The following is a 21,848-nucleotide window of genomic DNA, read 5'->3' as shown; positions in this document are numbered from 1 at the left end:
AGATGTTCGAGTACGAGATCGCCACCGCCCGCCGCACCGACCTCATCCGCGAGGCCGACCGGTACCGGATGGCCCGCGAGGCCAAGAAGGCCCCCCGCACCCCTCGCGGCCAGGAAGGCGAGAGGACGGTGAGCCGCCACCGGAGCCTCTTCACCCGCGCCGCGTAACCCGCGCCACGCACCCCGTGGAATGACGCGAGATGACGAGCGCACCGATAACGACTGCCGCCCGACCGGACCCGTGTGCGATGCTCGGCAGCGTGGAAACCAGATCTGTCAGCCCGGTGTTCGTCGGCCGAGCCGACGAACTGGCCGTACTCGTCGACGCCTTGGCCCGCGCCGCGGACCAGGAGCCGCAGGCCCTCCTCATCGGGGGTGAGGCCGGAGTCGGAAAGACCCGGCTGACCGAGGAGTTCCTCGGCGAGGCCGCCCGCCGCGGAGCCGTGGTGGCCGTCGGAGGCTGTATGGAGATCGGGGCGGAGGGCCTTCCCTTCGCCCCTTTCTCGACCGCCCTGCGCACCCTGCTCCGCCTGCTCCCCGGCGAACTCGCCGCCGCGGCCGCCGGCCAGGAGGACGAACTCGCCCGCATCCTCCCCGAACTCGGCGAGACCCCCCGCGGCCCCCACGACGAGGAGAGCACCGCCCGCCTCTTCGAACTGACGGCCCGGATGCTGGAGCGCCTCGCCACCGACCGCACCGTCGTGCTCGTCCTGGAGGACCTGCACTGGGCGGACACCTCCACCCGGCACCTGCTCGCCTACCTCTTCCGCAGCCTCGGCCGGGGCCGGCTCGTCCTCGTCGCCACCTACCGGGCCGACGACGTCCACCGCCGCCACCCGCTGCGCCCCCTGCTCGCCGAACTCGACCGGCTCCGCACCGTCCAGCGCCTCGAACTGGCCCGCTTCAACCGCGGCGAGGTCCGCCGCCAGCTCGCCGGGATCCTCGCCTCGCAGCCCGAAGAGGCCTTCGTCGACTCCGTCTTCGACCGCTCCGACGGCAACGCCTTCTTCGTCGAGGAACTCGTCGCCTCCCACGAGAGCGGCTGCCGCACCGGGCTCACCGAATCCCTGCGCGACCTCCTCCTCGTCCGCGTCGAGGTCCTGCCCGACGCCGCGCAGCGCGTGGTCCGCATCGTCGCCGAGGGCGGCTCCACCGTCGAATACCCGCTGCTGCTCGCCGTCTCCCGGCTCGGCGAGGACGAACTCATCGAGGCCCTGCGCGCCGCCGTCGGCGCCAACATCCTCCTCGCCACCGCCGACGGCGACGGCTACCGCTTCCGCCACTCCCTGGTCCGCGAGGCCGTCAGCGACGACCTGCTGCCCGGCGAACGCGCCCGCGTCAACCGGCGCTACGCCGAGGCGCTGGAAGCCGACGAGACCCTGATACGCGCCGAGGAGCGGCTCATCCGGCTGGCCAACTACTGGTACGCCGCCAACGACCCCGCCAAGGCCCTGCCCGCCGTCCTCGCGGCCTCCGTCACCGCCCGCCGCCGGCACGCCTACTCCGAGCAGCTCAGCCTGCTCGAACGGGCCATGGACCTGTGGGAGAGCGTCCCCGACGAGGTGCGGGGCGAACTGCGCCCCGCCGACTACACCGAGGTCTACCCGCCCTGCGGCTGCGACCCGGTCACCACCCCGCTCCAGCGCGTCGACCTCCTCGCCGAGGCCACCGTCGCCGCCCGCTACGGCGGCGAACGCGAACGCGCCCTGAAGCTCACCAAGCTGGCCCTGCGCATCCTCGACGAGGACGGTGGCGACCCCCTGCGCGCCGCCTGGTTCTGGACCGAGCGCTCGCGCCTCATCGCCAACCTCGGCCGCGGCGACGGCTGGCACGAGATCGCCACCGCCCAGGAACTGGTCAAGGGGCTGCCCCCGTCCCAGGTGCACGCCGACGTCCTCGTCCGGGTCGCCGGCTGGGGCATGCTCCACAACCCGGGCCCCGGCAACCTCGCCGCGGCCGAACGGGCCGTGGAGTACGCCCGCATGATCGGCGCCGAGGAGACCGAGCTCAACGCCCGCATCACCTACGGCTGCCTGCTCATGGACTCCGGTGACGGCACCACCGGCCTCGCCGAGCTCCACACGGTCAAGGACCGCGCCACCCGGCTCGGCCACACCGTCGTGGCGGGCCGCGCCCATATCAACATCACCTCCCAGCTCGAATCGATGGGCCGGTCCCGCGAAGCGGTGGAACTGGCCGAACAAGGGGTCGAACTCGTCAGCGGGGCCCGGCTCCTGGACACCGAGGCCTGGGTCCGCGGGAACATGGCGGAGAGCCTGTACAGCCTCGGCCGCTGGGACGAGGCCGCCGAAGCGGCCCGGCACACCCTGCGCGTCGGCCGCGGCGCCGCCCCCCGCGGCTCCGCCTCGGCCCGCCTGGCCTACCTGGCCCTGGGCCGCGGCGAACTCGCCGAGGCCGCCGCCCAGCTCGCCGCCGCCCACGCCCACTTCGGCACCCACGACAGCCAGCCCCAGCACCGGATCCCGCTCTTCCGGCTCGCCGTCGGCGTCGCCGAGGGCGAGGGCCGCATCGCCGACGTCCGGGCCGAGACCGCGCAGGCCATCGCCTACGGCTTCCCGCTCGGCCAGCACCGCTACGCCTGGCCCCTCCTGCTGGCCTCCGCCTCCGCCGAAGCGGACGCCAGGGGCCTGCCCGGCACCGACGAGGGCCGGGCCGCCGCCCTGGAGGCCCTGCGCACCGCCGCCCGCTCCCTGGCCACCCCGGCCCCCCTGTGGAGCGCCCACTGCGAGTACCTCAGGGCCGAGCTGCTGCGCGCCGAGGGCCGCGACACCGTCGCCGACTGGACCGCCGTCGAGGTGGCCGTCAGCCCCCTGGAGCGCCCCTACCTGCTGGCCCGCGCCCGTCACCGGCTCGCCGAGGCCCTGCTGGGCTCCGGCGGGGACCGCGAGACGGCCGCCGCGCTGCTCGTCGACGCCCACGCCACCGCCGACCGGCTGGGCTCCCGCCGGCTCCGCGAGGAGCTGGCCCTGCTCGCCCGGCGCGCCAGGCTCCCGCTGACGCCCGAGGAGACCGGCCCGGTCGCACCGGCCCCGGACACCGACCCGATCGAGGCCCTGGGCCTGACCAGCCGGGAACGGGACGTCCTGCGCCTGGTCGCGACGGGCAGCACCAACCGCCGGATCGCGGAGGAACTGTTCATCTCCCCGAAGACGGCCAGCGTGCACGTCTCGAACATCCTGGCCAAGCTGGGCGTCGCCAGCCGGGGGGAGGCCGCGGCGCTCGCCCACCGACTGCGCCTGTTCACCCCCCTGGCGCCGCAGCCCTAGGCAGTCCGGGCGGCGTCGCCCCCGCCCGGGGCGGGGGCCTCCCCGGATCCCGGGGCGCCGCCTGCGGCGCCCTCCGCCTCGGGCGGCGCGCCGGCTGCCGGGCGTATGAGCACCGTGCCGGAGTCGAGGTCTATCGGCCCCCGTCCCGGATCGCCGTCACCGACGTCGGTCCGGGACAGCTCCAGCCGCTTCTTCTCCTCGTCCGTGTGCCGCCGCCCCGGGTTGAACAACTCCTCGATCATGTTGAACACCGCGCCCACCATGCCTTCCGCCCCCCGCGGGGGCTCCGTCGGTCACCGCACCGTCAGGCGCAGGATCCTGTCGTCGCCCGCCTGCGGCGACCCGCGCCCGTCCGTCTCGCTCGTCACCAGCAGCAATCTGTCCCCGCCGAGCGCCACGACCGTCCGCAGCCGGCCGTACTTCCCCGTCAGGAAGGCCTCCGGCTCCGCCGCCGGCACGGCCCCCTTCAAAGGGATCCGCCACAGCCGCTCACCCTTCAGCGAGGCCATCCAGATCGAACCCTCCGCCCAGGCGATCCCGCTGGGCGAGGCCTCGTCGGTCTTCCAGACCGCCACCGGATCCCGGAAACCCGCCCTGCCGCCCTTCCCCTCCACCTCCGGCCAGCCGTAGTCGACCCCCGGCTCGATGAGGTTCAGCTCGTCCCAGGTGTGCTGGCCGAACTCCGAGGCCCACAGCCTCTTGTCCTTGTCCCAGGCGAGGCCCTGCACATTGCGGTGCCCCCAGGAGTAGACGACCGAGCCCGGCTCGGGATTCCCGGGCGCCGGCCTCCCGTCGGGGGTCATCCGCAGGATCTTGCCGCCCAGCGACTTCCGGTCCTGCGCCAGCGCCGTGTTCCCGGTCTCGCCCGTCCCGGCGTACAGCATCCCGTCCGGGCCGAAGGCGATCCGCCCGCCGTTGTGGATGAGCCCCTTGGGAATGCCCCGCAGCACCGTGTCCGGCGCGCCCAGCTGCTGCCCGGGAGGTCTCTGCTCGTCCCAGCGCATCCGGGCGATGCGGTTGTCGGACTCCGTCGTGAAGTAGGCGTACACCAGCCGGTCCGAGGCGAAGGCCGGGGACAGCGCCAGCCCCAGCAGCCCGCCCTCCCCGCCCGGCGCCACCCCGGGCACCTTCCCGATCTGAGAGACCGCGCCCGTGTCCGTCCGGACCCTGCTGATCGTGCCCTTGTCCCGGGAGGCGACCAGCAGGTCCCCTCCGGGCAGCGGGGCCACGCCCCAGGGGGAGTCCAGCCCCTTCGCCACCTCGCCCGCGACCGTCACCGAGCCCTTGGCCGCAGGCCCCGGCACCTGCGCCCCCGACGAGGCGCCCGGGGACGCCGCGGACGCCCCCGGCGGGGAGCCGCCCGCCCCGGGCGGCGCCCCGCCCGGCGGGGAACAGCCCGCCGCCAGCAGCGCACCGCACCCCGCCAGGGCGAGCCCGGCCACCACCCCGCGGCGCCGCCCGCCCCCGGCCCCCCGGAACCCCGCACCGCACCGTCCGCGCCGCACTCCGTACCGCATCGTCCCGCTCCCCTCCGGTCGGTCCTCCGGTCCTGCCCTTCACAAGACCCAACAGATCCGGCGGGTGCCCGCGTTCCACCCCTCGTACACCCGATCGAGTGGTTGTCGAGCCGGCCCGGGCCCCGGAACTCAGTCCCAGGCCCCCACCGCCGCCGGCAGCGCCGCGAAACCGGCCAGTTCCCCGGCCGTCAGCCGCACCTCCGCCGCCCGCGCGTTCTCCGCCGCCCAGTGCGCCCGGTCCGCCCCCGGCACCGGCACCACGTGCGGCCCCTGGGCCAGCACCCACGCCAGCGCCACCTGCGCCGCCGTGACCTCCGGCCCGTGCCGCCGCGCCACCCGCCGCAGCTCCGCCACCAGCACCTGGTTCGACGCCATCGCGTGCGCCGTGAACCGCGGGTGCCGGGCCCGCACGTCCGCCTCCTCGAACCCCTGCCCCGGCGTCAGCGTCCCGGTCAGGAACCCGCTGCCCAGCGGCATCGCCGCCAGCACCCCCACCCCCCGCGCCGCGCACCACGGCAGCAGCTGCCACGCCGCCTCCGGCGACCACACCGACAGCTCGGCCTGGACCGCCGTCACGGGGAACACCTGCTGCGCCCGCTCCAGGTGCCGCAGCGTCGAGCGGTACGCCCGGTCCCCGCGCCGCCCCGCGCCCGGCCCGGCCCCCGCGCCCAGCGCGCAGAACCCCAGCGCGCGCACCTTCCCCGCCTGCACCAGCTCCGCCATGGCCCCCCAGGTCTCCTCCACCGGGACCTCCGGGTCCACCCGGTGCAGCTGGTACAGGTCGATGACGTCGGTCCGCAGCCGCCGCAGCGAGGCGTCGCAGGCCCGCCGCACGTAATCCGGCCGCCCGTCGGCCACCACGTGCCCCTCACCCGCCCGCAGCCCCACCTTCGCCGACACGAAGGCCTCGGCCCGCCGCTCGCGCAGCACCCGCCCCACCGCCAGCTCATTGGTGTACGGCCCGTACAGGTCGGCCGTGTCCAGCAGGTTCGCCCCCAGGTCCAGCGCCGTGTGGAGGGTCCGCAGCGACTCCTCGCCCCGGCGGCGCGACGGCGCGTAGGCCCAGCTCATCGGCATGCAGCCGAGCCCGATGGCCCCCACCGTCAGCGGTCCCGTCCCGATCGACCTGCGCTCCACCCCTGCGTCCCCCCTCCCGGCCCTGTCCCGGTCCGGCCCTCAAACTAACGGCTTGATCACGTTCCCTTCGCATAGCCTCGGGATCATGACTGCAACGACCGCGGACGTCTGGCTCCCGTTCCCGCCCGGGGAGATCGACGGCCTCCCCGACTCCTTCCGCTACCGGCACTGGGACGGCGAGGACGCGTTCCCGGCCGACCCGGCCGCCTGCGTCTTCTACGTCACCCCGTACATGAAGTCCCAGGCCGTGACCCTGCGTCCGCTCCCGGACATGCCCGCCCTGCGCGTCGTGCAGACCCTCACCGCCGGGATCGACCACGTCCTGCCCGGCCTCGGCCACCTGCGCCCCGGCGTCCGGCTGTGCAACGCCCGCGGCGTCCACGAGGCCAGCACCGCCGAGCTCGCCCTGACCCTCGTGCTCGCCTCCCTGCGCGGCATCCCCGGCATGGTGCGCGGCCAGGACCGCGAGGAGTGGCACGGCGGCTTCTACGAGGCCCTCGCCGACAAGTCCGTCCTGATCGTCGGCTACGGATCGATCGGCGCGGCCATCGAGGACCGGCTCCTGCCCTTCGAATGCGGGCGGATCACCCGCGTCGCCCGGTCCGCCCGCACCGCCCCGCACGGACCGGTGCACGCCCTCGAAGACCTCCCGGGCCTCCTCCCGGACGCGGACGTGGTCGTCCTCTCCACCCCGCTGACCGAGGAGACCCGCGGTCTGGCGGGCGCCGGCTTCCTCGCCCGGATGAAGGACGGCGCCCTCCTCGTGAACGTCTCGCGCGGCCCCGTCGCCGACACCGCGTCCCTCCTGTCCGAACTGGAGTCCGGCCGGCTGCGCGCCGCCCTCGACGTCACCGACCCGGAGCCGCTGCCCGCGGGCCACCCCCTCTGGCACGCCCCGAACGTCCTGATCACGCCTCACGTGGGCGGCAGCAGCTCGGCGTTCGAGCCCCGGGCGAAGCGCCTGGTGGCCCGCCAGCTCACCCGGTTCGCCGCCGGGGAGCCGGTCGAGAACACCGTCCTGATCACGGACTGAACCAGACCGCACACTCTCCGCGTCTCTCCATGTGCGGGCGGTTGCCGCACGGCTGTCGATGGTGACGGAGAGTAGAGGAGCTATGTCGCTGAGTGACGAAAGTGGTGTATCGTCCGGAACAAGGGGCTGCGCCACGTACGTATGGCGCTGGGGAGTGATCGGACACTTTGGGGGGCGACGGGCGATGCACGGCCAATGGACGAAGGATCCGATGCGGCAGAACCGCCGCAGGCGACGCTGCCGAGACTGGGCTGCACCGGAACCAGCCGGCGAGGGGGACCGGTGAGCGCCCCGGGGGCGGCGCTCCTGACCCGGCCGCCGGTCGCCGGCGGCGGGGGCAAGGGCCTGGGGGCGCAACTCCTCCTCGCGGTGGTCAGCGGCGGCTACGCCGTCGGGGCCGCCCTCGGCTGGGGCTCGGAAGAACTCGCCAAGATCATGGGCGACTTCGGGCTCAGCACCGCCGGATTACTGGCCGCCGTCTCCTGCTACCACTACGCCCGCGCGATCGGCCGGCGCGAGCGCCCCGCCTGGCTGATGTTCGCGTTCTCCTCGCTCATGGGGGCCCTGGGCAACGGCGTCTGGGGCTGGTACGAGGTCGTGCTCGACCGGAAGGTGCCCGAGCCCTCGCTCGCGGACTTCGCCTTCCTCTGCTTCGCCCCGCCCGCCATCGTGGGACTGCTCGTCCTCGCCAAACGCCCCGTCACCCGCGCGGGGTGGGTCTGCCTCGCCCTCGACTCCTGGCTCATCGGCGGCTCGCTGCTGACCCTCTCCTGGAGCCTGGCCCTCGCCAACGCCGCGCGCACCGTCCAGTCGGGGGCGCCGGGCAGCGTCCCGCGCGCCGCGCTCTCGCTCGCGTACCCGCTCCTCGACATCGCGCTCGTCTCGATGGTCCTGGTCCTGCACTTCCGGCGCTCGGCCAACAACCGCTCGGCGATCAACACGGCCATCGCGGCCCTCGCCCTGACCGTCCTGAGCGACGCCCTGTTCACCTCGCCGCTGCTCAACACCACCTACCGCTCGGGGGAGATCCTCGACGCCGGCTGGTTCGCGGGGTCCCTGCTGCTCGCCTACGCCCCCTGGGCCGCCGGCCGCAGCCCGGAACCCGTCCCGCGCCCCGCGCCCCCGCGCGCCGAACGGCCGCACAGCCGCCCGATCACCGGCTCCCTCCCCGCCCTCACCCCGTACCTGGCGGCCGCGGTCTGCACGCTCGGGATCCTCTACAACGTCGTGGACGGACGGAAGGTCGACCGGATGGTGGTCTTCACCGGCTGCACCGTCGTCCTCGCCCTCGTCGTCCGGCAGGGCATCATGCTCCTCGACAACATCGCGCTGACCCAGGAACTGGCCCAGAAGGAGAACCACTTCCGCTCCCTGGTCCAGGGATCCAGCGACGTCATCATGATCGCCGCGCCCACCGGGACCCTGCGCTACGTCAGCCCCGCCGCCGCCGGCGTCTACGGCCGGGAGGCGGAGGAGCTGGTCGGCACCGAGCTCGCGGCCCTGATCCACCCCGACGACCTCGGCCGCGTGGTCCACGAGGTGCGCCGCTTCCTGGCCGCCCCGCCCGCCGAGGAGCCCACCACCCGCATCGAATGCCGCTTCAAGTCGGGCGGCGGGGAGTGGCTCAACGTGGAGTCCACCGTCAACCGGCACCAGGGCGGACTCATCCTCAACAGCCGGGACGTCACCGAGCGGGTCCGCCTCCAGGCCCAGCTCCAGCACAGCGCCGAGCACGACCCGCTCACCGACCTGCCCAACCGGGCCCTGTTCACCCGCCGCGTCCGCAAGGCGCTGACCGGCCGCCGCGCGGGCGACCACAGCACCGCCGTGCTCTTCATCGACCTCGACGGCTTCAAGGCCGTCAACGACAGCATCGGCCACCAGGCGGGGGACGAACTCCTCGTCGAGGCCGCCCACCGCCTCCAGGACGCCGTCCGGGCCGGGGACACCGCCGCCCGGCTCGGCGGCGACGAGTTCGCCGCCCTCATCCTCGGCGACGGCAGCCGCGACCGCAGCGCCCGCGAGTACCAGGTCCACGAGATCGCCGACCGGCTGCGCGCCACCCTCTCCCAGCCGTACCGCGTCGCCGGCAGCGAGGTCCGGGTCGCCGCCAGCATCGGGGTGGCCTTCGCCGACCCCGGCATCACCCCTTCGGACCTCATGCGCAACGCCGACCTCGCGATGTACCGGGCCAAGGCGGGCGGCAAGGACCGCGTCGAGCTGTACGCGCCGCAGATGCAGGCGGAGGTGGTCGTCCGGAAGGCCGAGCCGGCCGGAAAGCCGCGCACCGCGCTGCACGAGGGCGAGTTCGCACTGCTTCACCAGCCCGTGGTCTCCCTGGCCGAAGGAGAAGTCACGGCCGTGGCCGCGCAGGCCCGCTGGCGCTCCGCCCAGGGGATCCTCTTCACGCCGTCCGAGTTCCTCCGGGTGGCCGAGCGGGGCGAGGGCGGGCCCGGGGGCGGCCCGGACCCCTCCCGCGCCGCCGAACTGGGCCGATGGCTCCTGGAGGAGGCCGTGGCGGAGGCCGCCGAGCGCCATCTCGCGGGACACCGCGTACCAGTGGTCGTCCGGATGACCGCCCAGCGGCTGCTCGACCGCTCGGTGCCCGGCGGCTCCGTCGAGGCCCTGCTCGGCCGGCACGGGCTGCCCTCCGGCGGCCTCGTGCTCGAACTGGCCGCCTCCGACCCCAGGGTCCCCTTCGACGAGCTGGAGCGCCGTCTGACGGCCCTGCACCGGCTCGGCGTACGGATCGCCCTCGACGGCTTCGGCAGCGGCTACGCGGCCATCAGCGCCCTCCGCCGGCTCCCGGTGGACCTGCTCAAGCTGGACCGGGGCCTGGTCGAGGGCGTCGTCGAGTCCGCCCGCCTGCACAAGATCACCGCGGGATTGTTGCGCATCGCAAACGACCTGGGCATGCAGTCCGTGGCCGACGGGGTCGACCTCCCCGAGCAGGTCATGGCCCTGCGCGCCATGGGCTGCACGCACGGACAGGGAATGGCGTTTTCCGGCCCGCTCGACGAATACAGGCTGCGCCGCGCGCTCGTGAGGGGTACGTTCCCAGTACCGGGCGGTACGGCCCAGCCCGCCTTGGCCGGGGGCTCGTCCGGTGGCTCGATGGTCATCCATAGAGGCTCAAATAATGAGACGCCCGTCCCACCCGCTTGACATCGACCTCCCGCCGGAGGGAGGGTCAATGCCATGCGCACCCGAATTCTCGTACTTGGAAAGCGCGTCGGCTGAAGCCGGGACCTGCATGTCCCCGCTCCACACCGCCGACGCGCTCCCCTCGCTTGCCTCCTGGCACGAGGGGTTTTTTGTTGCACTGGCACACGCACTCCGGACGAGAACCGGGGCACCCCCGCTCCTCGTAAAACCCTCAGCTTCGAGAAGAGAATGCCGATGACCGAGCAGGCCTCCGGGGCCCACCATCCGCAGCCGCGGCCCCGTACGGGTGGGCAGCAGCCCACCGCAGTTGAGCACGTCACGGGTGCGCAGTCCCTCATCCGCTCTCTCGAAGAGGTGGGGTGCGACACCGTCTTCGGCATCCCGGGCGGCTGCATCCTCCCGGCGTACGACCCGATGATGGACAGCAAGAAGGTCCGTCACATCCTGGTCCGCCACGAGCAGGGGGCCGGTCACGCCGCCACCGGCTACGCGCAGGCCACCGGCAAGGTCGGCGTCTGCATGGCCACCTCCGGCCCGGGCGCCACCAACCTGGTCACCCCGATCGCCGACGCCCACATGGACTCCGTCCCGCTCGTCGCGATCACCGGCCAGGTCTCCTCCAAGGCGATCGGCACCGACGCCTTCCAGGAGGCGGACATCGTCGGCATCACGATGCCGATCACCAAGCACAACTTCCTGGTGACCAAGGCCGAGGACATCGCGAAGACCATCGCCGAGGCCTTCCACATCGCCTCCAGCGGCCGCCCGGGCCCGGTCCTGGTCGACATCGCCAAGGACGCCCTCCAGGCGAAGACCACCTTCTCCTGGCCGCCGGCCCTGGACCTGCCCGGCTACCGCCCGGTCACCAAGCCGCACGCCAAGCAGATCCGCGAGGCCGCCAAGCTCATCGTCCAGGCCAAGCGCCCGGTCCTGTACGTCGGCGGCGGCGTCATGAAGTCCGGTGCCACGGCCGAGCTGAAGGTCCTCGCCGAGCTGACCGGCGTCCCGGTCTGCACCACCCTGATGGCCCTGGGCTCCTTCCCCGACAGCCACCCGCTGCACGTGGGCATGCCCGGCATGCACGGCTCCGTCACCGGCGTCACCGCGCTGCAGAAGTCCGACCTGCTGATCGCGCTCGGCACCCGCTTCGACGACCGCGTCACCGGCAAGCTGGACAGCTTCGCCCCCTTCGCCAAGGTCATCCACGCGGACATCGACCCGGCCGAGATCGGCAAGAACCGCGAGGTCGACGTCCCGATCGTCGGCGACGCCCGCGAGGTCATCGCCGACCTCGTCCAGGCGGTCCAGGCCGAGCACAACGAGGGCCACGTCGGCGACTACACCGCCTGGTGGAAGGACCTCAACCGCTGGCGCGAGACCTACCCCCTGGGCTACGACCTGCCCGAGGACGGCTCGCTCTCCCCGCAGCAGGTCATCGAGCGGATCGGCGAGCTCGCCCCGCAGGGCACGATCTTCACGGCCGGTGTCGGCCAGCACCAGATGTGGGCCTCCCACTTCGTGAAGTACGAGGAGCCCCGCACCTGGCTGAACTCCGGCGGCGCCGGAACCATGGGCTACGCGGTCCCCGCCGCGATGGGCGCCAAGGTCGGCATGCCGGACCGCGCGGTCTGGGCCATCGACGGCGACGGCTGTTTCCAGATGACCAATCAGGAACTCGCCACCTGCGCGCTGAACAACATCCCGATCAAGGTCGCCATCATCAACAACGGCGCCCTCGGCATGGTCCGCCAGTGGCAGACGCTGTTCTACAACCAGCGCTACTCCAACACCGTCCTGCACGCCGACGAGACCGGCCACGCCACGGTCGGCTCCCAGCTCGGCGAGTCCTCCGCCCCCCGCCAGGGCACCCGCGTCCCGGACTTCGTCAAGCTGTCCGAGGCCATGGGCTGCGTCGCCCTGCGCTGCGAGGACCCGGCGGACCTGGACAAGGTCATCGCCGAGGCCAACGCGATCAACGACCGCACGGTCGTGATCGACTTCATCGTCCACGAGGACGCCATGGTGTGGCCGATGGTCGCCGCCGGCACCTCCAACGACGAGGTCATGGCAGCCCGGGGCGTCCGCCCCGACTTCGGCGACAACGAAGACGACTGAGCCGAGAGAGCCTGAGAGAGAGAACGACTCACATGTCCAAGCACACGCTCTCGGTCCTGGTCGAGAACACCCCCGGCATCCTCGCCCGGATCGCCGCCCTGTTCTCCCGCCGCGGGTTCAACATCGACTCCCTCGCGGTCGGCGTCACCGAGCACCCCGACATCTCCCGCATCACCATCGTCGTGAACGTGGAGGACCTCCCGCTGGAGCAGGTGACCAAGCAGCTCAACAAGCTGGTCAACGTGCTCAAGATCGTCGAGCTGGAGCCGTCGAACGCCATCGAACGCGAACTCGTCCTGGTGAAGGTCCGCGCCGACAACGAGACGCGCTCGCAGATCGTCGAGATCGTCCAGCTGTTCCGCGCCAAGACCGTCGACGTCTCCCCGGAGGCCGTCACCATCGAGGCCACCGGCGGCAGCGACAAGCTGAGCGCCATGCTCAAGATGCTGGAGCCCTTCGGCATCAAGGAACTGGTGCAGTCCGGCACCATCGCCATAGGGCGCGGCGGCCGGTCCATCACGGACCGCAGCCTGCGCTCCCTCGAGCGCAGCGCCTGACACGCGCCTGACGCCACGCCTGGACCGGGCGGGACACGCCCGGTTCGCATGGCGAGACCGACAAACTCTTATTCCGTTCCCCGCCGTACGGTGGGTGCAACATCAGCGCACCAAGGAGATATCCCAGTGGCCGAGCTGTTCTACGAGAACGACGCCGACCTGTCCATCATCCAGGGCCGCAAGGTCGCGGTCATCGGTTACGGCAGCCAGGGCCACGCCCACGCGCTGTCGCTCCGTGACTCCGGCGTCGACGTCGTCGTCGGCCTCAAGGAGGGCTCGAAGTCCAAGGCGAAGGCCGAGGAGCAGGGCCTGAAGGTCCTCCCGGTGGCCGAGGCCGCCGAGTGGGCGAACGTCATCATGATCCTGACCCCGGACCCGCTCCAGGCCGAGATCTACGAGGAGTCCATCAAGGACCACCTGAAGGAGGGCGACGCGCTCTTCTTCGGCCACGGCTTCAACGTCCGCTACGGCTTCATCAAGCCCCCCACCAACGTCGACGTCGCCCTGGTCGCCCCGAAGGGCCCGGGCCACCTGGTCCGCCGCCAGTACGAGGAGGGCCGCGGCGTCCCGTGCATCGCCGCCGTCGAGCAGGACGCCACGGGCAAGGCCTTCGACCTCGCCCTGTCGTACGCGGCCGGCATCGGCGGCACCCGCGCCGGCGTCATCAAGACCACCTTCACCGAGGAGACCGAGACCGACCTGTTCGGTGAGCAGGCCGTCCTCTGCGGTGGCGCCTCCGCCCTGGTCAAGGCCGGTTTCGAGACCCTGACCGAGGCCGGCTACCAGCCGGAGATCGCGTACTTCGAGTGCCTGCACGAGCTGAAGCTCATCGTCGACCTCATGTACGAGGGCGGCCTGGAGAAGATGCGCTGGTCGGTCTCCGAGACCGCCGAGTGGGGCGACTACATCACCGGCCCCCGCGTCATCACCGACGCCACCAAGGCCGAGATGAAGAAGGTCCTCGCCGAGATCCAGAGCGGCAAGTTCGCCGAGGAGTGGATGGCCGAGTACAAGGCCGGCCTGCCGAAGTACAACGAGTACAAGAAGGCCGACTCCGAGCACCTGCTCGAGACCACCGGCAAGAAGCTGCGCAAACTGATGAGCTGGGTCGACAGCGACGAGAGCTGATCTCCTGCGCGGCGGGGCCGGGACGCGAGGTCCCGGCCCCGCCGCGCATCGGCCCCCGGCCGGCCGTCCTCCGCCGCGGACCGGTCGAAAATCGACGGAATGTAGACCTCGAATCAAGCGGATTGTCCACCCCGGCCAATCACGGACGGGTGATCCTTCCGTACAGGCGGAATTCCGCGCCGCAGGCGCCACTACACTGCTCAACACAACGCGTCAGGCCCACAGTGTCGTGCGTCTTCCACGCGGCTACCCCCTCCACCGCCTGCGGCCGTCGGGACGGCCGTCCGCACTGGACTTGTGAGGACCCACGTGAGCTCGAAACCTGTCGTACTCATCGCCGAAGAGCTGTCGCCCGCCACGGTGGACGCGCTCGGTCCGGACTTCGAGATCCGGCACGTCAACGGCGCCGACCGCGCGGAGCTGCTGCCCGCGATCGTCGATGTCGACGCCATCCTGGTCCGCTCCGCCACCAAGGTGGACGCCGAGGCCATCGCCGCCGCCAAGAAGCTGAAGGTCGTCGCCCGCGCCGGTGTGGGCCTCGACAACGTGGACGTCTCCGCCGCCACCAAGGCCGGCGTGATGGTCGTGAACGCCCCGACCTCCAACATCGTCACCGCCGCCGAACTCGCCTGCGGCCTGCTCGTCGCCACCGCCCGCAACATCGCGCAGGCCAACACCGCGCTGAAGAACGGCGAGTGGAAGCGCAACAAGTACACGGGCGTCGAGCTCAGCGAGAAGACCCTCGGCGTCGTCGGCCTCGGCCGCATCGGCGTCCTGGTCGCCCAGCGTATGTCGGCCTTCGGCATGAAGGTCGTCGCGTACGACCCCTACGTGCAGCCCGCGCGCGCCGCCCAGATGGGCGTCAAGATGCTGACGCTGGACGAGCTGCTCGAGGCCGCCGACTTCATCACCGTGCACCTGCCCAAGACCCCCGAGACCGTCGGTCTCATCGGCGACGAGGCCCTGCACAAGGTCAAGCCCTCCGTCCGCATCGTCAACGCCGCCCGCGGCGGGATCGTGGACGAGGCCGCGCTGTACTCGGCCATCAAGGAGGGCCGCGTCGCCGGCGCCGGCCTCGACGTGTACGCGAAGGAGCCCTGCACGGACTCCCCGCTGTTCGAGCTCGACCAGGTCGTCTGCACCCCGCACCTCGGCGCGTCCACGGACGAGGCCCAGGAGAAGGCCGGCATCGCAGTCGCCAAGTCGGTGCGCCTGGCCCTCGCCGGGGAGCTCGTCCCGGACGCGGTCAACGTCCAGGGTGGTGTCATCGCCGAGGACGTGCGCCCCGGCCTGCCGCTCGCCGAGAAGCTCGGCCGCATCTTCACCGCCCTCGCGGGCGAGGTCGCGGTCCGCCTCGACGTCGAGGTCTGCGGCGAGATCACCCAGCACGACGTCAAGGTGCTCGAACTCTCGGCCCTCAAGGGTGTGTTCGAGGACGTCGTCGACGAGACGGTCTCCTACGTCAACGCCCCGCTGTTCGCGCAGGAGCGCGGCGTCGAGGTGCGCCTGACCACCAGCTCGGAGTCCCCGGACCACCGCAACGTGGTGACCGTCCGCGGCACCCTGGCGGACGGTCAGGAGGTGTCGGTCTCCGGCACCCTCGCCGGTCCGAAGCACCTTCAGAAGATCGTGGGCGTCGGCGAGTACGACGTGGACCTGGCCCTGGCCGACCACATGATCGTGCTGCGCTACACCGACCGCCCGGGCGTGGTCGGCAAGGTCGGCCTGCTCCTCGGCGAGGCCGGCCTGAACATCGCGGGCATGCAGGTGGCCCGCGCGGAGGAGGGCGGCGAGGCCCTCGTCGTCCTCACCGTCGACGCGGAGGTCCCGGTGGACGTCCTCGCGGCCATCTCGGCGGAGATCGGCGCCGCGTCGGCCCGTACGGTCAACCTCGTCTGACCGTCGCGCACGTGCGGAAGGGCCCGGGGCGCTCACCCCGGGCCCTTTCCCTTGTCCGGCCGGCCGCCCGCGCCTTATACGTCCGTATGGGACGATTGTATGGGCCTTGCTACGGTGTCCGCATGGGACACCGCGAAGATCTGCTCGAAGGCGCCAAGAAGTGCCTGGCCGAGAAGGGGTTCGTGCGCACCACCGCGCGCGACATCGTCAGCGCCTCCGGGACCAACCTGGCCTCCATCGGCTACCACTACGGATCCAAGGACGCGCTCCTCACCCAGGCGTTCATCGCCCTGATCGAGGAGTGGGGCCAGGGCCGGCAGGCCGGGCTCGCCGGCGCCGACGGCTCCCTGGAGCGGCTGCGCGCCCTGTGGGACGGGGTCGTCGCCGACCACGAGACGGCCGGCCCGGTCTGGGCGGCCAGCCTGGAGGTCGCGCTGAGCCGGGACCAGAAGCCGGAGCTGAAGGCCATGCTCGCGGCCTCGCAGACCGAGGGCCGCCGGGGCCTTGTCCAGATGATGACGGGCACCCCCGAGGAGCGGCTGACCGAGCGCGACGAGCGCACGCTCGGGGCGGTCTACCAGGCGCTGCTCAACGGCCTGATGATCCAGTGGCTGTTCGACCCGGCCAGCGCCCCGTCGGGCGAGGAGTTCGCGGAGGGGCTGCGCAGGCTCGCGGAGGGCATCTCGTCCGCGGAGCGGCCCGCGCGGTAGCCGCGCGGCCCCGTACGGGATCCGGGGCCGCCGGGCCGCGGCAGGGGTTCAGCCGTTCAGCCGGGCGGCCTTGAGGGCCATGTGGAGGAGCAGTCGGTCCTCGCCCGCGTCCAGGTCCAGCCCGGTCAGCTGTTCCACCCGGCCCAGCCGGTAGTACAGGGTCTGGCGGTGCACGCCCAGCACCGCCGCCGCCCGCCCGGCCTGCCCGGCGCAGTCGAGGAACACCTCCGTGGTGCGGGCCAGTTCCCGGTGGGCCGGGCTCAGCAGGGCCCGCGTCGCGGGGTCGTCCACGGGTCCGGCGGCCAGGGCGGCCAGCATCCGGTAGGGCCCGATCCCCGCCCACTGGGCCACCGGCCCGAGCTGTGGCTGCGCGGCGGCCGCCCGCGCCGCGGCGACGGCCTGCCCCCAGGCGGCGGGCACCTCCCCGAGCCCGCGCACGGGATCCGACACGCCGGCGGTCACCCCGGACGCCGCCCCGGCCCCGGCGCCCGCCCCGGCCGTCTCGGCCCCGGGCGCCGCCGTGCGCGCCGTGCGCGACGTCCCGGACGCTGCGGTGGCCCCCGCGACGCCGCCGGCCACGGAGGCCCCGGCCGTCGCCCGGGCCGACGCGGCCCGTGAGGTCCCGGCTCGTCCGCCGGTGGTGGCGGCGCGCTGCGTGCGAGCCGTCCCGGCCGCCGCGGAGGCCGCCGCGGCACCCTCGGCCGCCGCCGGAGCGCGCGCCGTCCCCGCCGCCCCGGAGGCCGCCGCGGCGGCCTCCGCCGTCCCCGTGGCCCGCGGGAGGAGGCGGCCCAGGGCCGTCAGTGCCGGGGCCAGGGCGTCCGTCGAGCGCAGCCGCAGGAGGACCGCCAGCCGGTCCGGGCCCGCCGCCCCCGCCGCGTCCGCCGGCACCACGCACACCGCCGCCGCCCCCGGCACCGACGAGGGCGCCTCCCCGGACCACGGGGCCACGCACACCGCGGCGTGCAGCCCCTCGGCCCCGGCCCCCAGGGCCAGCCGCAGCGAGGCCACCGCCATGTCCTGCTGCCAGCCCCGCCCGGCGGTGAGCACCGCGAGGAACTCCCGCGAGAGGTCGGCGCCCGCCTTGGCCTCCTCGGCCAGCAGCACCCCGATCCGCTGGGCCACCTCCATCGCCGCCTCCAGGGCCTCCGGCGCCGGCCCCGGGTCCCGGTCGAGCAGCCACACGTACCCCTGGACGATGCCCCGGTACCGCACGGGCAGGCAGATCCGACCCCGGAAGACCCCCGCGTCCGGCGCCGCCGGGATCCGTACCGGGCCGGTGGCGCGGGCGATGCCGAAGCCCTCGAACCAGGACCGCACGGCCGCAGTGGACTGCCGGGTCAGGATCGAGCGGGTGCGCACGGGGTCCATGGCGAGGTCGTCCTCGCTGTCGTGCGCGCCGAAGGCGATCAGGCGGAAGTCCCGGTTCTCCAGCGTCGCCGGGGCGCCGAGCAGCGCCGAGATCTCGTCCACCAGGTCCTGGTAATCGCCCTTCACGGGCACATTCTCCCACCCCCGCCGCGCCTCTTCAGACAGATGTATGAGATCGCGGACACGGATGCGTGACAGCTGTCGATGGCCGAGGATCGTGGAGATCCATAGGTTTCACGGTGGTTTCACTTGCGTTTTCCCTACGGTCGCAGCACACCCCCGCGGTGGCCGTACGTCCGCTTCTGCCACCCGTTGGAGGTGCCCCGTGCTGGGTCCCGCGATCCTCGCCGCTTCGCGCAGCGACAAGATGCGCCGAATCGTCTCTGCCGCCCCGGTGACCAAGCCGGTGGTCAACCGGTTCATCCCGGGTGAGACGGTCGGCCAGGTCATTCCGATCGTCGAGGAGCTCACCCGCAAGGGCCTGGAGGTGACCCTCGACGTCGTCGGCGAGGACATCACCGCCGTGGAGCAGTCGTACGCCGCCCGGGACGCCTACCTGGAGCTCATCGAGCGCCTCAAGGAGCTGGGTCTGGGCGAGGCCGTCGAGATGTCCGTCAAGCTGTCGATGTTCGGCCAGGCGCTGGAGGGCGGCCACGAGCTCGCCCTCGCCAACGTCCGCCCGGTCGTCGAGGCCGCCGCGGCCATCGGCACCACCGTGACGCTCGACGCCGAGGACCACACCACCCTCGACTCGATGTTCGCCATCCACGAGGAGCTGCGCCGGGACTTCCCGCAGACCGGCTGCGTGATCCAGGCCTACCTCTTCCGCACCGAGGCCGACGCCCGCCGCCTGGCCGCCGCCGGCAGCCGCGTCCGGATCGTGAAGGGCGCCTACAAGGAGCCCGCCGAGGTCGCCTACCAGGACAAGGCCGAGATCGACAAGGCCTACGTCCGGATCATGCGGATCCTCATGGAGGGCGAGGGCTACCCGATGATCGGGTCGCACGACCCGCGCCTGATCTCCATCGCGCAGGAGCTCGCCCGGCAGGCGGGGCGCAAGCTGGACGAGTACGAGTTCCAGATGCTCTACGGCATCCGCAGCGAGGAGCACCTGCGGCTCGCCTCCGAGGGTCATCGAATGAGGGTCTACACGGCCTATGGCACCGACTGGTACGGCTACTTCATGCGCCGCCTCGCGGAGAAGCCGGCCAACCTGCTGTTCTTCCTCCGCTCGATGATCACCAAGAACTAGCCAAGAACCAGGTCAAGGAGTTATCGCCCCATGGATGCTGTGACCCAGGTCCCCGCGCCGGTCAACGAGCCGGTCCACTCGTACGCCCCGGGCAGCGCGGAGCGCGCGCGCCTCGAGATCCAGCTCAAGCAGCTGTCCGAGAACCCGATCGACCTCCCGATGACGATCAACGGCGTCAAGCGGATGGGTGGCGGCGAGCGCTTCGACGTCGTCCAGCCGCACGACCACAAGTCGGTCATCGGCACGTACGCGAACGCCACGCAGGCCGACGCCCAGGAGGCCGTCGACGCCGCCCTGGCCGCCGCCCCGGCCTGGCGCGCGATGTCCTTCGACGACCGCGCCGCGATCATCCTGCGCGCCGCCGAGCTGCTGGCCGGCCCGTGGCGCGAGAAGCTGGCCGCCTCGACCATGCTGGGCCAGTCGAAGACCGCTCAGCAGGCCGAGATCGACACCCCGTGCGAGCTCGTCGACTTCTGGCGCTTCAACGTCCACTTCGCCCGCCAGATCCTGGCCGAGCAGCCCGCCGCGAACTCGGCCGGCGTGTGGAACCGCAGCGACCACCGCCCGCTCGAGGGCTTCGTCTACGCGATCACGCCGTTCAACTTCACGGCCATCGCCGGCAACCTGCCGACCGCCCCCGCCCTCATGGGCAACGTGGTCGTGTGGAAGCCGTCCCCCACGCAGACCCACTCCGCGGTCCTCCTCATGGAGCTCCTGGAGGCGGCCGGCCTGCCCAAGGGCGTCATCAACCTGGTGACCGGCGACGGCATCGCCGTCTCCGAGGTGGCCCTGAACCACCCCGAGCTGGCCGGTATCCACTTCACCGGCTCGACCAAGACCTTCCAGTACCTGTGGAAGACGGTCGGCAACAACATCGAGAACTACCGCTCGTACCCGCGCCTGGTCGGCGAGACGGGCGGCAAGGACTTCGTCGTCGCGCACCCGTCCGCGGACCGCGCGATCCTGAAGACCGCCCTGACCCGCGGCTCCTTCGAGTTCCAGGGCCAGAAGTGCTCGGCCTCCTCGCGCGCCTACGTCCCGGCCTCGATCTGGAACGACGGCTTCAAGGAGCAGTTCGCGGCCGAGGTCGACGGCATCACCATGGGTGACGTCCGCGACCTGTCGAACTTCATCGGCGCGGTCATCGACGAGCGCTCCTTCGCGAAGAACAAGGCCGCGATCGACCGTGCGAAGGCCGACCCGACCTGCACGGTCATCGCGGGCGGCACCTACGACGACTCGGAGGGCTACTTCGTCCGCCCGACCGTCATCGAGTGCACCGACCCGGAGAACGAGGTCTTCACGACCGAGTACTTCGGCCCGATCCTCGCGGTCCACGTCTACGACGACGCCGACTACGACGCGATGCTGGCCCAGATGGAGAACGTCTCGGCGTACGCCCTGACCGGCTCCGTCATCGCCCAGGACCGCTACGCGGCGGCCGACACGATGGAGAAGCTCCGCTTCGCGGCGGGCAACTTCTACATCAACGACAAGTCGACCGGCGCCGTCGTCGGCCAGCAGCCCTTCGGCGGCGGCCGCGCCTCGGGCACCAACGACAAGGCGGGCGCGGCGTCCAACCTGCTCCGCTGGACCTCGACCCGCTCCATCAAGGAGACCCTGGTCCCGCCGACCGAGTACGGCTACCCCCACATGGGCTGACCGCCCCCAGCTGAACCCCGCCCCCGCTCCGGTACCCCCAAGTCCGGAGCGGGGGCGGTCCCAGTTGCGGGGGCGGGCGCTCAGACCTCCACCAGGACCTGGTCCAGGGACTTGCGGATCAGGTCCGGGACCTCGCAGTCCTCCGCCGGGTAGCCCACCGGGATCACCGCGAAGGCCTTCTCGTTCTCCGGGCGGTGCAGGACGTGGCTCAGGAAGCGCATCGGGCTGGGGGTGTGGATGAGGGCGGCCAGGCCCGAGAGGTGGAGGGCCGACAGGAGCATGCCGACCGCGATGCCGACCGACTCGTCCACGTAGTAGTGCTTGCGCCTGTCGCCGTCCGGGCCGAGCCAGTAGCGCTGCTGGAAGACCACGATCAGGGCCGGCGCGTCGGTCAGGTGGGTCTTGACCGCGTCGGTGCCTATGGGGCGCAGGGCCGCCAGCCATTCGTCGCCGAGGCGGCCGTCGTAGGAGATCTGCTCCTCCTGCTCGGCCGCGGCGCGGATCTGCCGGCGGATGGCCGGGTCCTTGACCAGCACGAAGGTCCACGGCTGCTGGTGCGCCCCGGACGGGGCGGTGGCGGCGCAGGCGATGGCGTCGCGGACGGCCTGTTCGGGGACGGGGTCGGAGGAGAAATGGCGCACGGTGCGCCGCTCGTCCATCCGGGCCCGCAGCTCCGCCGCGCGGGTCAGGGTTTCGGCGCTGGGCATGCGCTCGGGACGGTAGGAGACGGGCCGGTAGGGCTGGCCATGGGTGGGGGTCCACTGCTGGGTCTCAGGCGACATGCGCAGATCTTCACGCGGTGGAACCCCTGAGGCCAGGGTCGCGGCAGGAATCAATGTCCGTTGTGCCGGGGAACGGGTGGTATGGCCCTGGCGAACGTCGGTCGATTCCCGGAAGGGGAGAGCCGGTCCGGCGGGCGCGGCTCCGGCGGGCCGGGGAGCTCCGGCCGGGGGCGCCGGGCCGTTGCGGAGGCCTCGGCGGGCGCACCGCCCCGGCTCGGGCCGTCCCGGCCGGCGACG

16 protein-coding genes are annotated in these 21,848 nt (G+C 72.6%); 11 read left to right on the top strand and 5 right to left on the bottom strand.

The annotated features are described in order from the left end of the window. Positions 1–2: 2 nt before the first annotated feature. Together AB0469_RS15670 and AB0469_RS15665 are read left to right on the top strand one after the other, a co-directional pair. A complete protein-coding gene (locus AB0469_RS15670) occupies positions 3–167 on the top strand; it encodes a hypothetical protein (protein ID WP_366451935.1) in 165 nt (54 codons plus the stop codon). 80 nt (positions 168–247) lie between these two features. Then, positions 248–3,286, top strand: coding sequence for an AAA family ATPase (locus AB0469_RS15665; protein ID WP_366451934.1), 3,039 nt, complete (start codon positions 248–250; stop codon positions 3,284–3,286). Here AB0469_RS15665 and AB0469_RS15660 read toward each other — a convergent pair. The 3 genes from AB0469_RS15660 to AB0469_RS15650 form a co-directional block, all read right to left on the bottom strand. Then, on the bottom strand, positions 3,283–3,549 hold the full coding sequence (locus AB0469_RS15660; RefSeq protein ID WP_366451933.1) for a DUF6191 domain-containing protein: 267 nt from the start codon (positions 3,547–3,549) through the stop codon (positions 3,283–3,285). The genes AB0469_RS15665 and AB0469_RS15660 overlap by 4 nt on opposite strands. A gap of 30 nt (positions 3,550–3,579) precedes the next feature. Further along, positions 3,580–4,803 carry a PQQ-dependent sugar dehydrogenase gene (locus tag AB0469_RS15655; protein ID WP_366451931.1) on the bottom strand — a complete coding sequence of 408 codons (1,224 nt, stop codon included), beginning with the start codon at positions 4,801–4,803 and terminating at the stop codon, positions 3,580–3,582. A gap of 129 nt (positions 4,804–4,932) precedes the next feature. Further along, positions 4,933–5,940 (bottom strand): aldo/keto reductase, encoded by a 1,008-nt coding sequence (locus tag AB0469_RS15650; RefSeq protein WP_366451930.1) that lies wholly within the window; start codon positions 5,938–5,940, stop codon positions 4,933–4,935. 85 nt (positions 5,941–6,025) lie between these two features. Between AB0469_RS15650 and AB0469_RS15645 the strand changes: the two genes are divergently transcribed. From AB0469_RS15645 to AB0469_RS15615, 7 genes are all read left to right on the top strand, one after another. Continuing rightward, positions 6,026–6,973, top strand: a complete 948-nt coding sequence (locus AB0469_RS15645; RefSeq protein WP_366451929.1) for a 2-hydroxyacid dehydrogenase — start codon at positions 6,026–6,028, stop codon at positions 6,971–6,973. A 282-nt stretch (positions 6,974–7,255) separates the two neighbouring features. Continuing rightward, a complete protein-coding gene (locus tag AB0469_RS15640; protein ID WP_366451928.1) occupies positions 7,256–10,138 on the top strand; it encodes an EAL domain-containing protein in 2,883 nt (960 codons plus the stop codon). Positions 10,139–10,366: 228 nt separating this feature from the next. Next, positions 10,367–12,253 carry an acetolactate synthase large subunit gene (locus AB0469_RS15635; protein ID WP_366451926.1) on the top strand — a complete coding sequence of 629 codons (1,887 nt, stop codon included), beginning with the start codon at positions 10,367–10,369 and terminating at the stop codon, positions 12,251–12,253. A gap of 32 nt (positions 12,254–12,285) precedes the next feature. Continuing rightward, complete coding sequence (ilvN, locus tag AB0469_RS15630) at positions 12,286–12,810, top strand: acetolactate synthase small subunit (RefSeq protein WP_042816067.1); 525 nt, start codon at positions 12,286–12,288, stop codon at positions 12,808–12,810. A gap of 126 nt (positions 12,811–12,936) precedes the next feature. Further along, the gene (gene ilvC, locus AB0469_RS15625) at positions 12,937–13,938 is read left to right on the top strand and encodes a ketol-acid reductoisomerase (RefSeq protein WP_042816069.1); all 1,002 of its coding nucleotides are present in this window, start codon (positions 12,937–12,939) and stop codon (positions 13,936–13,938) included. Between the two features lie 309 nt (positions 13,939–14,247). Next, positions 14,248–15,837, top strand: a complete 1,590-nt coding sequence (serA, locus tag AB0469_RS15620; protein ID WP_366451925.1) for a phosphoglycerate dehydrogenase — start codon at positions 14,248–14,250, stop codon at positions 15,835–15,837. 122 nt (positions 15,838–15,959) lie between these two features. Beyond that, positions 15,960–16,547, top strand: a complete 588-nt coding sequence (locus AB0469_RS15615) for a TetR/AcrR family transcriptional regulator (protein ID WP_366451924.1) — start codon at positions 15,960–15,962, stop codon at positions 16,545–16,547. Positions 16,548–16,595: 48 nt separating this feature from the next. Here AB0469_RS15615 and AB0469_RS15610 read toward each other — a convergent pair whose 3' ends face one another. Continuing rightward, positions 16,596–18,041, bottom strand: coding sequence for a helix-turn-helix domain-containing protein (locus AB0469_RS15610; protein WP_366451923.1), 1,446 nt, complete (start codon positions 18,039–18,041; stop codon positions 16,596–16,598). 199 nt (positions 18,042–18,240) lie between these two features. On the opposite strand from AB0469_RS15610, the gene AB0469_RS15605 reads away from it, so the two are divergent. Then, positions 18,241–19,167, top strand: coding sequence for a proline dehydrogenase family protein (locus AB0469_RS15605; RefSeq protein ID WP_351890552.1), 927 nt, complete (start codon positions 18,241–18,243; stop codon positions 19,165–19,167). Between the two features lie 30 nt (positions 19,168–19,197). Next, positions 19,198–20,829, top strand: a complete 1,632-nt coding sequence (gene pruA / locus AB0469_RS15600) for an L-glutamate gamma-semialdehyde dehydrogenase (protein ID WP_366451922.1) — start codon at positions 19,198–19,200, stop codon at positions 20,827–20,829. Between the two features lie 80 nt (positions 20,830–20,909). Here the strand turns inward: pruA and AB0469_RS15595 are convergent, their stop codons facing one another. Further along, positions 20,910–21,611: a nitroreductase family protein gene (locus tag AB0469_RS15595; RefSeq protein WP_366451921.1), complete on the bottom strand. Its 702-nt coding sequence runs from the start codon at positions 21,609–21,611 to the stop codon at positions 20,910–20,912. Positions 21,612–21,848 lie beyond the last annotated feature (237 nt).

Origin of the sequence: Streptomyces sp. NPDC093801 (genome assembly GCF_040701585.1) — a bacterium.
Lineage (GTDB): Bacteria > Actinomycetota > Actinomycetes > Streptomycetales > Streptomycetaceae > Streptomyces.
The sequence above is the reverse complement of the archived record's forward strand: the minus strand, read 5'-3'. Positions and strand labels throughout refer to the sequence as shown.

Bases quoted from the DNA above. Each gene is read 5' to 3' on its own strand.
- AB0469_RS15665 (WP_366451934.1), top strand. From the start codon at position 248: ATGCTCGGCAGCGTGGAAACCAGATCTGTCAGCCCGGTGTTCGTCGGC.
- AB0469_RS15655 (WP_366451931.1), bottom strand. From the start codon at position 4,803: ATGCGGTACGGAGTGCGGCGCGGACGGTGCGGTGCGGGGTTCCGGGGG.
- pruA (WP_366451922.1), top strand. From the start codon at position 19,198: ATGGATGCTGTGACCCAGGTCCCCGCGCCGGTCAACGAGCCGGTCCAC.
- AB0469_RS15645 (WP_366451929.1), top strand. From the start codon at position 6,026: ATGACTGCAACGACCGCGGACGTCTGGCTCCCGTTCCCGCCCGGGGAG.
- AB0469_RS15635 (WP_366451926.1), top strand. From the start codon at position 10,367: ATGCCGATGACCGAGCAGGCCTCCGGGGCCCACCATCCGCAGCCGCGG.
- AB0469_RS15660 (WP_366451933.1), bottom strand. From the start codon at position 3,549: ATGGTGGGCGCGGTGTTCAACATGATCGAGGAGTTGTTCAACCCGGGG.
- AB0469_RS15670 (WP_366451935.1), top strand. From the start codon at position 3: ATGTTCGAGTACGAGATCGCCACCGCCCGCCGCACCGACCTCATCCGC.
- AB0469_RS15595 (WP_366451921.1), bottom strand. From the start codon at position 21,611: ATGTCGCCTGAGACCCAGCAGTGGACCCCCACCCATGGCCAGCCCTAC.
- AB0469_RS15615 (WP_366451924.1), top strand. From the start codon at position 15,960: ATGGGACACCGCGAAGATCTGCTCGAAGGCGCCAAGAAGTGCCTGGCC.
- ilvN (WP_042816067.1), top strand. From the start codon at position 12,286: ATGTCCAAGCACACGCTCTCGGTCCTGGTCGAGAACACCCCCGGCATC.